At 45.2% G+C, this 12,565-nt stretch carries 11 protein-coding genes and 1 pseudogene; 11 read left to right on the top strand and 1 reads right to left on the bottom strand.

The annotated features are described in order from the left end of the window. Positions 1 to 904: 904 nt before the first annotated feature. On the bottom strand, positions 905 to 1,930 hold the full coding sequence (locus HQM11_17490; GenBank protein ID MBF0352831.1) for a lipid A deacylase LpxR family protein: 1,026 nt from the start codon (positions 1,928 to 1,930) through the stop codon (positions 905 to 907). Between the two features lie 521 nt (positions 1,931 to 2,451). Here HQM11_17490 and HQM11_17485 point away from each other — a divergent pair. From HQM11_17485 to HQM11_17435, 11 genes and pseudogenes are all read left to right on the top strand, one after another. Next, positions 2,452 to 2,934, top strand: coding sequence for a hypothetical protein (locus HQM11_17485; protein ID MBF0352830.1), 483 nt, complete (start codon positions 2,452 to 2,454; stop codon positions 2,932 to 2,934). Positions 2,935 to 3,468: 534 nt separating this feature from the next. Continuing rightward, positions 3,469 to 4,812, top strand: coding sequence for a Na(+)-translocating NADH-quinone reductase subunit A (locus HQM11_17480; GenBank protein ID MBF0352829.1), 1,344 nt, complete (start codon positions 3,469 to 3,471; stop codon positions 4,810 to 4,812). Then, complete coding sequence (locus tag HQM11_17475; protein ID MBF0352828.1) at positions 4,812 to 6,026, top strand: NADH:ubiquinone reductase (Na(+)-transporting) subunit B; 1,215 nt, start codon at positions 4,812 to 4,814, stop codon at positions 6,024 to 6,026. The genes HQM11_17480 and HQM11_17475 overlap by 1 nt, the downstream gene beginning before the upstream one ends. Then, positions 6,016 to 6,798, top strand: coding sequence for a Na(+)-translocating NADH-quinone reductase subunit C (locus tag HQM11_17470; GenBank protein MBF0352827.1), 783 nt, complete (start codon positions 6,016 to 6,018; stop codon positions 6,796 to 6,798). Before HQM11_17475 ends, HQM11_17470 begins: the two co-directional genes overlap by 11 nt. Continuing rightward, the gene (locus tag HQM11_17465) at positions 6,791 to 7,411 is read left to right on the top strand and encodes an NADH:ubiquinone reductase (Na(+)-transporting) subunit D (GenBank protein ID MBF0352826.1); all 621 of its coding nucleotides are present in this window, start codon (positions 6,791 to 6,793) and stop codon (positions 7,409 to 7,411) included. The genes HQM11_17470 and HQM11_17465 overlap by 8 nt, the downstream gene beginning before the upstream one ends. A gap of 4 nt (positions 7,412 to 7,415) precedes the next feature. Further along, positions 7,416 to 8,024 (top strand): NADH:ubiquinone reductase (Na(+)-transporting) subunit E, encoded by a 609-nt coding sequence (nqrE, locus tag HQM11_17460; GenBank protein MBF0352825.1) that lies wholly within the window; start codon positions 7,416 to 7,418, stop codon positions 8,022 to 8,024. 74 nt (positions 8,025 to 8,098) lie between these two features. Then, entirely contained in the window at positions 8,099 to 9,325 is a 1,227-nt protein-coding gene (locus HQM11_17455) for an NADH:ubiquinone reductase (Na(+)-transporting) subunit F (GenBank protein ID MBF0352824.1), read from the top strand. Positions 9,326 to 9,328: 3 nt separating this feature from the next. Next, complete coding sequence (locus HQM11_17450; protein ID MBF0352823.1) at positions 9,329 to 10,357, top strand: FAD:protein FMN transferase; 1,029 nt, start codon at positions 9,329 to 9,331, stop codon at positions 10,355 to 10,357. A 6-nt stretch (positions 10,358 to 10,363) separates the two neighbouring features. Next, on the top strand, positions 10,364 to 10,549 hold the full coding sequence (gene nqrM / locus HQM11_17445; GenBank protein MBF0352822.1) for a (Na+)-NQR maturation NqrM: 186 nt from the start codon (positions 10,364 to 10,366) through the stop codon (positions 10,547 to 10,549). Between the two features lie 866 nt (positions 10,550 to 11,415). Next, the gene (locus HQM11_17440) at positions 11,416 to 11,991 is read left to right on the top strand and encodes a 50S ribosomal protein L25 (protein ID MBF0352821.1); all 576 of its coding nucleotides are present in this window, start codon (positions 11,416 to 11,418) and stop codon (positions 11,989 to 11,991) included. Then, a pseudogene (locus HQM11_17435) lies at positions 11,991 to 12,563 on the top strand (aminoacyl-tRNA hydrolase). The gene HQM11_17440 and the pseudogene HQM11_17435 overlap by 1 nt, the downstream one beginning before the upstream one ends. Positions 12,564 to 12,565: the final 2 nt, after the last annotated feature.

The following is a 12,565-nucleotide window of genomic DNA, read 5'->3' as shown; positions in this document are numbered from 1 at the left end:
GCAGGGAGTGTGGCCTTGGCTTCGGTGACGGCCTTAAAAAAGAATCAGGAATATCCAACCTGGTTTAAGCATCATGTCCTTGAGTTTAAACTGGTTGCGTAAAATACACCTGCACAGGTGGAAAAATGTTGTCCTTTGGAATGGAAGAGGAGGGAATTGATCCCTCCTCTTTTGGATTAGCAGGCATACCCATAACTGGGTTGAACATAAAAACCTTTTCTCCAACCTTTTTCCACAAAATCTATTACGGAATCAGGGAAATACGGTTTGTCACTTTTTGACAAAATAATATCCATACCATCTACATGCATGGTGTCATCACTGTCTTTTGGCTCATCCAGAGCCAGGCCCCAGCGGGGCCCGCCTCAACCAAATCCTGCAATAAATATCCGAACTTTCTTTCCAATATCTTCTTTTAACAATTTAGCCAGTTCCTGCCTGGCTGTCGGTGTGACTTTGATTTGCATATTTCTCCTGCGATCAATGATCATTAAATGGATTTTGTAAATCACCTCCTGAAAAGTTCAATCCCCCCTTTCAAAAAATAATTCACTGTTTTATTTATAATTAATTTATATATAGATATTTGAATATTTCAATAGAAAATTTCTGTTTATTTTCCAGAGTTTCAACAAATGGATATGTCCCGATTGAACCCCATTAGTTTCTTAGAAATTAAATTCTGCGGAAAATGGCAAAAGAATTTAACCACAGAGTCGCAGTATCACAAAGTATGTTTTAAAAAATTTTCTGTGGCTCTGTGGCAAAAATTGGTTCCGGCTATGCCGGGTTAGGGAATGCTGATACTGGCGGCAAAGAATTGCTCTCTTTTGATCACGGAGGGTTTTATGATATCGGATGAATTGCTGGTCAAACACTGAAAAATCTGGAGAACCAAAAGATTTTAGAAACTACCAGTTAGAGTGATTCTTCCCCATCGGGAATTTTCAGATTGAGCAACAAATTCTTTGCTACGCAGAAACACAGAATAACCCAAGGATACACCATAATGGCTTTTTAGAGCCAGTGCTCCTTCCAGAGTGGTTACAATCGGTACTATGTCTTGATATTCATAATGGTGAGGACTGCCACGTCCACGATTGAACACTCGATCCAAACCACCACCCTGGAAAGTAGCATCATAGCCCACAATTTTAACATCTGTTTTCAATGAAAAGAAAATCACGGTATGAGGTGTCGAATAGGGAGAGAATAGCGGAAAAAGCGGATTGAACAGGCTAACCCTGACTATTGTTCCAAGGCCGGCATCAATAAAAATATTTCCGCCACGTCCATTAAATAACCAGTTCAGATCCATTTTATGGCCGTTACTTCTGAACATTAAATCCGAAAAATGATAGACAGCCACTAAACCCGGTTCAGATCCAATTTGATGTTTCCATCCCTGGGCATTGTTTTTACTGTTTCCATAGAATTTTCGGTGAAATAAATTTTGAAATTCTTCCGCTTTTGAATATTTCCCGAGAACACCCACCTCCAATTCTCTTCTTTCATAATTTTCTTTGGACACTGTTTCCCGAAAATAACTACCATAAAGCCATCCTGCATAAGGTCTGTCATTTTTGATAATTTCATGATTCTCCAAATCTGCCGGGGTAAATATCATTTGCCCCAGACCAAAACCAACGTGGTGATTGGAGTCATTTTCGGTGGTCTGATACCTTCCCTCGTAAAAAAATCCGCTAGTATACCATTCATCTTCATTGGAGCATTTATAGGGCAGTTTTAGACCGATTTTTTTACCATCACGATCGACACATCGAAAATTAAGAAAATCGTTTTCATAGGAAATGTGCTGGCTGGATTGATCGGAATAGGCAAGAGGTGGAGCGATTGATATAAAAATTATGGATAAATAAATATAAATCCTAAGGGTTGCTATTTGTGGATACCTACAAAACTGGATCATTTTATTATTGGCCTGGTTCAAATCAAGGTAACAAAAGGAGTGGTGTTGCCAAACCCTAACCCGGCATAGCCGGAACCAATTTTTGCCACAGAGACTCAAAGACACAGAGAATTTTTTAAAACATACTCTGTGACACTGTGACTCTGTGGCTAAATTCTTTTGCCATTTTGCGCAGAATTTAACTTCTAAGAAACTATTGAGGGATGTTAGTATTTGTTTAGAAGCAAATACGATATTCCCCGAATAGTGAGGTTTTATGACAACACCGTTGAATCATATACCAGCCGAATTCCAGCAATCAAGTCCGCTCCTCCTTGGGGCCTATGGATTAGACAGCGAGCAACGGAGCCAAGCGCTGGATGAGGTATGCCAACAAGTCTCCGTCAGCGCCCAAGCTGAAGTTCACCAGGTCAGTAGTAAATTTGTGTACCAACAAGTTCACAAAGCCCAAGCCGCAAATAACGCCTCCGCCGCCTTGGGTCGGAGCGCTCTCGCGTTCGCAGGATCGACAAAAAGAACGCTTGCTTGCCTTCGCCCGTTACCAGGACGCGGTTTATGCGATCACGACCATTCTTGCCTTTGCGGCGGTGATCTATTTTTTTGATAATGACACATCCGACGATCTGGAAGGCTTCAAGGGGATGTTCATGAAAAAACCCCTGGCAGCCGGATTCCTGATTTTCGCGATTTTTTCACTGGCAGGAATCCCTCCATTCCCCGGTTTTTATGCCAAATTTTTTATCTTCAAGAATGTCGTCGCGTCAGGGTATTCAATGCTTGCGCTGTTAGCGTTCATCTGTAGTTTTCTGGGGATTTTCTTTTATATCCGCATTCTGGTGTATGTCTTCATGCACTCTGAATCAGAGACCCACGGAACAGCTAAACTCATCCCTCCATCAAATTCAGGAACGCATAATTTCTGGGTGTTCGAGGCGTTGGCTATCAGTCTGGTGATCATGTTAGTCATGGCAGTGAGTCCTCAAAGTTTCATCCAGGTATTTTAAGGAAGCATGAACAGAATAACCTGAAAAATCAGAATTCCAGCCAATCCCCTCTATACTTGATGTGGGGATTCCTTCAAAATTATTGCCTTCCAAACATTCATGTCCTTGCTTTCAAATTTTGTTACATTGATGTAAGTCTTTGTAATCATTCATGTCACCTGAGTCCTCTCGAACAACCTGGGCTTGATTTTGAAAACAATTGAATCAAAAAATAAATCTTCAGGTGCTCCAGAAGATACTGTTACCATAGAGAAGGCGTTGTTAACTCAAGCCTTTTAAACGCGGTCCCTCAGAAATTGGCTTCAAATATAATACTTGAATATTCTTAAAAATTCTTTTACTTGTCCAACAAAAAGTATAGCTCAGAAACGCAAAGGTGTGGATAACCTGTTTCGGAAAATGTCAGAAAAGGTAACTTGAAAGTCCGCACACACTGTGAGCAGCGCTGGTGATCAACCAACTGCGATTCATCCCAGAGATCGCAAGATATTCTGGTTCCCCCTGAAAACTCATTTCCATCCGATACACATGCAAATCATCAATATTAAAAAAGGACTGGATCTCCCGATCACCGGAGCTCCGGAACAAAAAATTCAGGCCGGTCCTAAGGTCAGGAGCGTGGCTGTGATGGGGCCGGATTATGTCGGAATGAAGCCCACCATGGCTGTCAGTGAAGGCGACCGTGTGAAGCTCGGACAGGTTCTGTTTACTGATAAAATGAATCCTGAAGTGAAATATACAGCACCGGGATGCGGCACCATCAAAGCAATACATCGCGGTGAAAAACGGGTGTTTCTATCGCTTGTTATTGAACTGGATGGCAATGATGAAGAAACATTCACCTCCTGGGAGCCTTCTAAAATCAGTGGCATGACCAGAGAACAGGTCGTGGAAAACCTGGTCAATTCCGGTTTATGGACGGCATTGAGAACCCGCCCGTTCAGCAAGGTTCCGGTTCCATCCTCCAAACCCAATTCAATTTTTGTCACAGCGATAGACTCTAATCCGCTGGCGGCTGAACCCACACTGGTCATCAACGAACGCAAGCCCGATTTCAATATGGGCCTCAAAATTTTGTCAAAGCTGACAGAAGGCAGTATATTTCTGTGTCAATCTCCCAAAGCCAATCTGGATGGCGGCAACGCGGAACGGGTGATTCCTGTAGGTTTCGATGGCGTTCATCCGGCAGGATTGCCGGGAACACACATCCATTTTCTTGATCCGGTTCACGCCCATAAAACGGTCTGGTATGTGAATTATCAGGACGTGATTGCCATGGGCCATTTGTTTCTGACAGGGAAACTGGATGTTAGCAGGGTGATCTCGTTGGCGGGCCCTGTTGTCAAGTCCCCGACACTGTACAAAACCCGTTTGGGCGCATCCATTGAGGATCTGGCCGCAGGAAAACTGGCAGAGGGAGACAATCGACTGATTTCAGGATCAGTGCTTTCCGGGCGAACCGCTACAGGCACAATGGCATACCTGGGGCGATACCACATGCAGGTTTCCGCACTCAAAGAAGGGCGTGAACGGTTTTTCCTTGGCTGGCTGGGGCCTGGCTTTGAAAATTTTTCTGTCAAACCCATCTTTTTGTCAAAACTGAACGCCGCGAAAAAATTCGCGTTTACCACCACAACCAATGGAAGTCCCCGCGCAATGGTTCCGATCGGGATGTACGAAAAAGTCATGCCGCTGGACATCATGCCGACCTTTCTGCTTCGTGCACTGATCACAAAGGATGGCGACAAGGCACAAGATCTGGGGTGTCTGGAACTGGATGAAGAAGATCTCGCGCTGTGTACTTTTGTATGCCCGGGAAAAACGGAATATGGTCCTATTTTAAGAGAAAATCTTACCCAAATCGAGAAGGAGGGTTGATGAAATTTTTGAGAAAAGCTCTGGATCAGGCGCATCATCATTTTGCCAAGGGCGGAAAACTGGAGAAATTTTATGCCATTTATGAAATGGCTGACACGTTTATGTTCACACCGCCTGATGTCACCCGGTCCGCGTCTCATGTCAGAGATGGCATGGATCTCAAACGGATGATGATCACGGTGGCTGTGGCCTTGACCCCCTGTATGTTTTTTGCCATGTACAACACCGGTTATCAGGCCAACATGGCCATGATGCAACTGGGTTTGACCTCCACAACCGGCTGGCGTGGAGGGGTGATGGACATGCTGGGAGTTGGATTTGATCCGAACAGCATTATTTCCAGTATGATTCACGGTGCCCTCTATTTTTTGCCGGTGTTTCTGGTTTGTAACATTGCCGGAGGGTTCTGGGAGGTTTTATTCGCCTCAATCAGAGGCCATGAAATCAATGAAGGCTTTCTGGTCACAGGGATGCTGTTCCCCTTGATTCTGCCCCCCACAATTCCCTTGTGGCAAGTGGCTGTGGGAATCAGTTTTGGAGTCGTGATTGGAAAAGAAGTATTTGGCGGAACCGGCAAGAATTTCATGAACCCGGCTCTTACCGCACGGGCCTTTCTCTTCTTTGCCTACCCGGCTCAAATATCAGGAAACAACGTCTGGACCGCAGTGGATGGTTTCAGTGGTGCTACTCCTCTGGGGATCATGGCTGAAAGCGGAATCAAAGGCGTTACCGATGCCGGTTTCACCTGGAGTCAGGCTTTCATGGGATTTATTCCCGGTTCGATGGGAGAAACATCCGCACTGGCGTGTCTGTTCGGAGCGGCCATCCTCATCATGACCGGTGTGGGTTCCTATCGGGTGATGCTGTCTATGCTGATTGGTGGGCTTGGGATTGCTTCCTTGCTGTATGTGATTGGGAGCCAGACAAATCCTATGTTTGGAATTCCTCCTGTCTGGCACCTGGTTGTGGGCGGTTTTGCTTTTGGACTGGTGTTCATGGCAACCGATCCGGTTTCTTCTGCGATGACGTCAACAGGACAATGGGTTTATGGATTTTTGATCGGGGCTATGGCGATTGTGGTACGTTCACTCAACCCGGCATTCCCTGAAGGTGTGATGCTGGCAATTCTGTTTGGTAACATCTTCGCGCCAGTCATAGATTATTTTGTTGTCAAGGCTCACATCAAGAGGAGGAAATTGCGCTATGTCCAATAATTCGATCAGTAAAACATTTATTGTCGCGACATTGCTGTGTGTCGTGTGTTCTGTGATGGTTTCCGGTGCCGCGGTTTTTCTGAAACCCGCACAGGAACGGAACAAGGCCCTGGATAAAAAGAAAAACATTCTGGCGGCCGCGGGATTGTATAAAGACGAAAGCCAGAACATTGATGAGCTTTTTAAAAAAGTGGAAACACGATTGGTGGATCTGGCGACAGGAACGTATGTGTCTGATATCAACGCTACAAGTTTCGATGCTTATGCGGCGGCAAAAGATCCCAAACTTCAAGTGATGCTCACCCGTGAGCAGGACAAGGCTGGCGTTAAACGGATCGCAAAATACGCGCCGGTCTATCTGGTACAGGAAGGCGGGATAGTGCAAACCATCATTCTTCCGATTCATGGAAAAGGGCTATGGTCCACCCTGTATGGGTTTATCGCACTTGCCACAGACACCAACACGGTCAAAGGACTCGTGTTTTATGAACATGGAGAAACCCCAGGACTTGGCGGCGAAGTGGACAATCCCCTGTGGAAAGCAATCTGGCCGGGAAAAACAGTGTTTGATGATTCATGGAACCCTGTGGTTCAGATTCTCAAAGGGGCTGTCAATCCTCAGGATGCCGGCGCGATTCATCAGGTCGATGGACTTTCAGGTGCGACACTGACCTCACGGGGGATCGAAGGCTTATTACGTTTCTGGTTGGGTGAAACAGGTTTCGGCCCATACCTGACAAAACTCAGACAGGAAGGAGGGTCCAATGGATAGTAAAAAAAAGGTATTACTGAGTCCGGTTTTTCAAAACAATCCGATCGCGTTGCAGATTCTGGGAATCTGTTCCGCGCTTGCAGTAACCAATAAACTTGAAACCGTGATAGTCATGGCCGCCGCCGTAACGCTGGTCACCGCTTTTTCCAATGCGGCCGTGAGTGCTATCCGAAACCATATTCCTTCCAGTATCCGGATCATTGTGCAAATGGTGATCATCGCATCGCTGGTGATTGTGGTGGATCAGTTGCTCAAAGCGTATGCGTTTGCTATCAGCAAACAGTTATCCGTCTTTGTGGGCTTGATCATCACCAACTGTATCGTCATGGGACGGGCAGAGGGCTACGCCATGAAAAACGGCCCATGGATGAGTTTTCTCGATGGGATCGGCAATGGTTTGGGATATAGTCTGGTTTTATTGCTGGTAGGCATTGTACGTGAGTTATTTGGTGCTGGAAAACTGTTGGGTTTTGAAATTTTGAAACTCACTACCGATGGTGGCTGGTATGTCCCTAACGGTTTGCTGGTTCTTCCACCCAGTGCGTTTTTTCTGATTGGCCTGCTGATTTGGGCACTTAGAACCTGGAAAACCGATCAAATAGAGGAAGGTTGATATGTTGGAATATTATCTGAGTTTGCTGATCAAATCGATCTTTATTGAAAACATGGCTTTGGCCTTTTTCCTGGGGATGTGTACTTTTCTGGCAGTCTCCAAAAAAGTGGACACCGCCATAGGTTTGGGCGTTGCGGTTGTTGTGGTACAGACGATCACTGTTCCAGTCAATAACCTGATTTTTCAGCATGTGCTGAAAGAAGGCGCACTGGGATGGGCCGGTTTGCCTGAACTGGATCTGAGTTTCCTCGGATTTATCAGCTATATCGGTGTGATTGCGGCCATTGTCCAGATTCTGGAAATGACTCTCGATCGTTTTTTCCCGGCGCTTTACAATGCGTTGGGTATCTTTCTGCCCTTGATTACAGTGAATTGCGCGATTATGGCTGGATCGTTGTTCATGGTGGAACGAGATTACAATTTCCCTGAAAGTGTCGTGTTTGGTTTTGGTTCCGGCTTTGGTTGGGCACTGGCTATTGTGGCATTGGCAGGCATTCGTGAAAAAATGGCTTACAGCGATGTTCCTCCCGGCTTACGCGGATTGGGGATCACGTTTATTACCGCTGGTTTGATGTCTCTGGCATTCATGTGTTTTTCAGGCATTCAGTTGTAATTCCTTTAGAATTTTCCATGGAAAGCTCGCTTTCCTCTTCTCATGGTTAGAACGGCAAAAATACAAAGGGTATTATGTTGCAGATTGTATTAGGAGTCACCATGTTCACCGTCATCGTGCTTGCGCTGGTGACGGTGATTTTATTTGCCAAAGCCAAACTGGTTCCTGCGGGAGATATTAAAATTGAGATCAATGATGATCCCAATCTTGCGGTAACCTGTGGTGGTGGTGGAAAACTGCTGGGTGTTCTGGCAGATCAGAAAATTTTTCTGTCCTCCGCTTGCGGCGGCGGCGGAACCTGCGGTCAGTGCAGGGTTCAGATTCACGATGGCGGCGGAGAAATTCTGCCAACCGAACTTGGGCATATTTCCAAGCGCGAAGCACGCGAAGGCTGGAGGCTTTCCTGCCAGGTCGCCGTCAAACAAAACATGAAAATTGAAGTTCCTCATGAATTCTTTCATGTGAAAAAATGGGACTGCGTCGTCAAATCCAATCATAATGTGGCCACGTTCATCAAGGAACTGGTACTTCAGTTGCCCGAAGGTGAACATGTGGATTTCCGTGCCGGTGGTTATATCCAGATCGAATGCCCCCCTCATGAAGTGCATTACAAGGATTTCATTGTTGAGGAAAAATACCGTGGCGATTGGGATAAATTCAATGTATGGCGTTATTCTTCCATCGTGAAAGAAGACGTGATACGGGCCTATTCCATGGCCAATTATCCTGAAGAACGCGGCATCATCATGCTCAATGTCAGGATCGCGTCACCTCCGCCCAATAATCCCAATGTTCCCGCGGGAAAGATGTCGAGTTTCATTTTTAATTTGAAACCCGGTGACCATGTGACCATTTCCGGACCATTTGGCGAATTTTTTGCCAGAGATACGGATGCGGAAATGGTATTTGTCGGGGGTGGTGCGGGAATGGCGCCGATGCGGTCTCATATCTTTGATCAACTGCGACGGATTAAAACCAACCGTAAAATCACATATTGGTATGGTGCAAGGAGTTTGACAGAGGCTTTTTATGTGGAGGATTTCAACAAACTCCAGGAAGAAAATCCTAATTTCAAATGGCATCTGGCCTTGTCAGAACCGTTGCCTCAAGACAACTGGACTGGTTACAAAGGCTTCATCCATCAGGTGTTGTTTGAAAATTATCTCAAAAACCATCCGGCCCCTGAAGATTGCGAATATTATATGTGTGGGCCTCCAATGATGAACAACGCTGTCATCAAAATGCTGGAATCACTGGGTGTTGAACGTGAAAACATCATGTTGGATGACTTTGGCGGGTAAACAATGAAACACCTGTCAGTTTTTAGCATCCTGTTATTTCTGCTGACAGGATGCGATCTCTTTTCATCAAAACCTTCCGAATGGTCATGGAGTGGTTCCACCATGGGAACCACTTTTTCCATCAAAACATCCGCGCTACCTTCTGGAATCTCAGAGCAATCCCTGCAAAAAGGCATCACTCAGACACTGGACCGTGTCAACCAGCAAATGTCCACCTATCTGAAGGATTCCGAACTGTCGAAGTTTAATCAGTCCACGTCCCTTGATTGGCAGCCTGTTTCAGCAGATATGGCTGGTGTGATCACACTTGCGCTGGATATCAGTGAAAAAACCCGGGGTGCTTATGACATCACGGTAGGACCACTGGTCAACTTATGGGGCTTTGGACCTGATGCGGTTCCAGAGGAAATTCCGGATGAATCCTTGCTTGAATTGGCTCGTCAAAAAATCGGTTTTCACAGGTTGAAAGTGCAGGACAATACCCTGAAAAAAGAAATCCCTGAATTGTATGTGGATTTATCCTCCATTGCCAAAGGCTATGGCGTCGATCAGGTCGCAAAGTACCTGGATTCACAGCAGATTGATGCTTATATGGTCGAAATTGGAGGAGAAGTTCGAACCAAAGGAAAAAAATGGAATGGCGATTTCTGGCGCATTGCCATTGAAAAACCTGTCATCCATGAAATGCATCAGATTCAGACTGTACTCAAGGTTGAAAATATGAGCATTGCGACTTCAGGGGATTACCGCAATTATTTTGAACAGGATGGCAAACGTTATTCACACACCATTGATCCTGCTTCAGGAAGACCGATTCAGCATTCCCTTGCGTCAGTGACATTGCTTCATGAACATTGTGCTGATGCTGATGCCTGGGCGACCGCCTTGATGGTTCTCGGTCCTGAAAAAGGCTATGACCTTGCTGTGACACATCATCTTGCGGCGTTTTTTCTAATCAAATCAGGGGCCACCTTTATTGAACGAACAACTCCTGAATTTGAAAAATATCTGCAGAAGATGCAGAATGATTGAGGTTTTATGAAAATATTTATCGCGTCCTTTGTGATTTTTTGTTTGTGTGTGCTGGGAATGGCTCTTGGCGTTATTTTCAGCAACAAATGTATTCAGGGTTCCTGCGGTGGACTGGGAAAATTAAAAAAAATGTTTGGCGGTCCATCGTGTGAGGCCTGTGAAAACAACAAGGAACTTGAATTGAAAACCTGATTAAACAGGCTTGATCACATTTTCGGCCATGTGTCAAAACTCGGTCTGAGATACCACTGGTTTGGATTTTGTCCCGTAGGGGAAGCCCTGTGTGTCTGCCCGGGATCAGTGCGAACACACAGGTTCGCCCCTAAAATGTGTAGCCGAAAATAGGATGAATCCCTCCCTAAAAACTCCAGATAAAACCCGTTCAAAAAATAACATAGGAAACTTTCTGGTTAAGAACTTCCCGTGCGTAACCGTTCCATGACTCACCTCCGGTGGGTGCGAAGCAGAGCTTCGTCTGGTGGATAACGTGCCCCACGGGATGTGGTACGAGCAAACTTTTACAACTTATTCTTTTGCCATTCCTAACCCGGCATAGCCGGAACCAATTTTTGCCACAGAGACACAAAGACACAGAGAATTTTTTAAAACATACTCTGTGACACTGTGACTCTGTGGCTAAATTCTTTTGCCATTTTGCGCAGAATTTAACTTCTAAGAAACTAACCAGTTCAAAGTATAATTCAGGTCGATTTGCACCTTTTGGGGTAAAGGACATTCGTCCATAGTCATTGTTTCCAATGTCAGATGGTTGTCGATAAAGAAAATGCGGAATCATCGAAGGGTAAATACCCTTTCGAAGACGGTAGCAACAGGTTACGTCCCAATGTAATTTCACGGTTTGTGGCCTTCCCCGGGACTACCGTTCCCGGTATCGTCCTGCCCTGTTTGCGTCACTCACTGGCCAAACGATGACCATAGCCAAGAATGTGTGCTTTTATTTATCTAAAAATTAGTATTGACTGCTACTTGAGTTAAGGTTAAGTAGTCCGTTTATTTTTTTGGACCACGTATTTTTGCCTTTCAACAGGAGTTGAACCATGTCTCAAGCCGAACTTGTCGCCTATACGCGTGAAATGACCGGGAAGTCCTTCAACCGCACGTTAAAACAAAATAAAAAAATTCCCGCGGTGATGTATGGAGCAAGTGGGAATATTCTGTTACAACTGGAAGAAGAACACACACGTCGTGTGATGGAACGTCTGACAGGAAAACACCAGATGGTTCCTTTGCGTATTATCAATCCTCAAACCAATGAGGAAAAAACCCATTCTGTGCTGATCCAGGCAATTCAGAAACATTTTTATAAACACAAACTGGTTCATGTGGATTTTCGTGAATTGAATAGCAGTCAAACTGTTGTTCTGCCGATTCCACTAAAACTGGTTGGTGAAGCTCCCGCTTTGAAAAAAGGCGCGCTACTTCAAATGATTGTTCGCACCATCAATGTGGAATGCAATGCGGCCAATATTCCAGACTTCCTTGAAGTGGATGTTTCAGCCATCGATGTTGGCAATGTGTTACGTGTTCAGGAAATCAAGTTGCCAGAAAACGTTGTTCTGAGCGCGAAGCAGAATTATACTGTGCTTTACGCTGGTAAAACCCGTTCCAAATAATATCAGGATAGCGCATGTTTTTGATTGCGGGATTAGGCAATCCCGGTCCTGAATACAGTCACACCCCGCATAATGCGGGTTTCATGGTGATCGACGCGCTTGGCGAATTATTAAATCCGGGTATCAGAGAAAAAAAGTTTTCAGGGGATGTTCTTCGAGGGACAACCAGGGGACATCCGCTGATATTGCTCAAACCATTGACTTTCATGAACCGCAGTGGGTTGTCCGTTCGAGCATGTGTTCAATTCTATAAAATCCCCATTGAACAAATCCTGATTATTTCTGATGATCTTGATCTCCCTCTTGGAAAAGCTCGCCTGCGGACGCAGGGCAGTCATGGCGGTCATAACGGTTTAAAGTCCATTGCCGAAGAACTGGGAACACTGGATTTCAAACGGTTGCGTGTTGGTATTGGTCGCCCTCCTGAAAATATGATTGTCAGTCAGTATGTCTTGAAACCTTGGGGGAAGGAAGAATTTGCTTTATTTGAAAAATTATTACCGGGGCTTCTTGAACATATCGTTCAGTGTCTTGATATATCAAAGTTTGAAAACACATCATTGTCGGTATAGGA

The organism is SAR324 cluster bacterium, assembly GCA_015232315.1.
Taxonomy (GTDB): Bacteria; SAR324; SAR324; order SAR324; family NAC60-12; genus JADFZZ01.
Note: the sequence above shows the minus strand (reverse complement) of the source record. Positions and strands in the feature narration are given on the sequence as shown.

Bases quoted from the DNA above. Each gene is read 5' to 3' on its own strand.
- HQM11_17490 (MBF0352831.1), bottom strand. From the start codon at position 1,930: ATGATCCAGTTTTGTAGGTATCCACAAATAGCAACCCTTAGGATTTAT.
- nqrM (MBF0352822.1), top strand. From the start codon at position 10,364: ATGAAAATATTTATCGCGTCCTTTGTGATTTTTTGTTTGTGTGTGCTG.
- HQM11_17455 (MBF0352824.1), top strand. From the start codon at position 8,099: ATGTTGCAGATTGTATTAGGAGTCACCATGTTCACCGTCATCGTGCTT.
- HQM11_17465 (MBF0352826.1), top strand. From the start codon at position 6,791: ATGGATAGTAAAAAAAAGGTATTACTGAGTCCGGTTTTTCAAAACAAT.
- HQM11_17440 (MBF0352821.1), top strand. From the start codon at position 11,416: ATGTCTCAAGCCGAACTTGTCGCCTATACGCGTGAAATGACCGGGAAG.
- HQM11_17470 (MBF0352827.1), top strand. From the start codon at position 6,016: ATGTCCAATAATTCGATCAGTAAAACATTTATTGTCGCGACATTGCTG.
- HQM11_17450 (MBF0352823.1), top strand. From the start codon at position 9,329: ATGAAACACCTGTCAGTTTTTAGCATCCTGTTATTTCTGCTGACAGGA.
- HQM11_17475 (MBF0352828.1), top strand. From the start codon at position 4,812: ATGAAATTTTTGAGAAAAGCTCTGGATCAGGCGCATCATCATTTTGCC.